Annotated in this window: 1 protein-coding gene; it reads right to left on the bottom strand. The window is 64.7% G+C overall.

Features of this window, described 5'->3' with window-relative positions; genetic code table 11:
- Positions 1-61: 61 nt before the first annotated feature.
- Positions 62-397, bottom strand: a complete 336-nt coding sequence (locus tag N790_RS06095; RefSeq protein ID WP_245593749.1) for an ExbD/TolR family protein — start codon at positions 395-397, stop codon at positions 62-64.
- Between the last annotated feature and the right edge of the window lie 2 nt (positions 398-399).

The raw sequence follows: 399 nt of genomic DNA, 5'->3' as shown, positions 1-399 counted from the left end.
CGTTGATGTCGGCCATCGGGCCGGCGCCGGAGTTAGAGGAAAAGGCCATGTTCGGTTGTCCTCAGCGCTCGGGGGTGGAGACGAAGCCCACCTTGCGGATGCCCGCACGGCGAACGTTCTGCACCACCTCGTGGATCACGCCGTACTTGGTGATGTTGTCGGAGCGGATGTCGACCTGCGGCTGCGGCGTCTGCTGGGCCAGCACGGCGAGGCGGGCGTCGAGCATGTCGCGCGTAACCGCCTCGTCGTTCCAATAGACCTGGCCATTCGCCGTCACCGCGAGGGTGATCGGCGGCTGGGTGATCTCCGGCTTCTCTTCCAGGGTCGCCTGCGGCAGCTCGACCTTGACCTTATGCGACATCAGCGGCGCCGTGATCATGAAGATGATCAGCAGCACCA

It is taken from the genome of Arenimonas malthae CC-JY-1, from assembly GCF_000747075.1.
Classification (GTDB): Bacteria; Pseudomonadota; Gammaproteobacteria; order Xanthomonadales; family Xanthomonadaceae; genus Arenimonas; species Arenimonas malthae.
The sequence above is the reverse complement of the archived record's forward strand: the minus strand, read 5'-3'. Positions and strand labels throughout refer to the sequence as shown.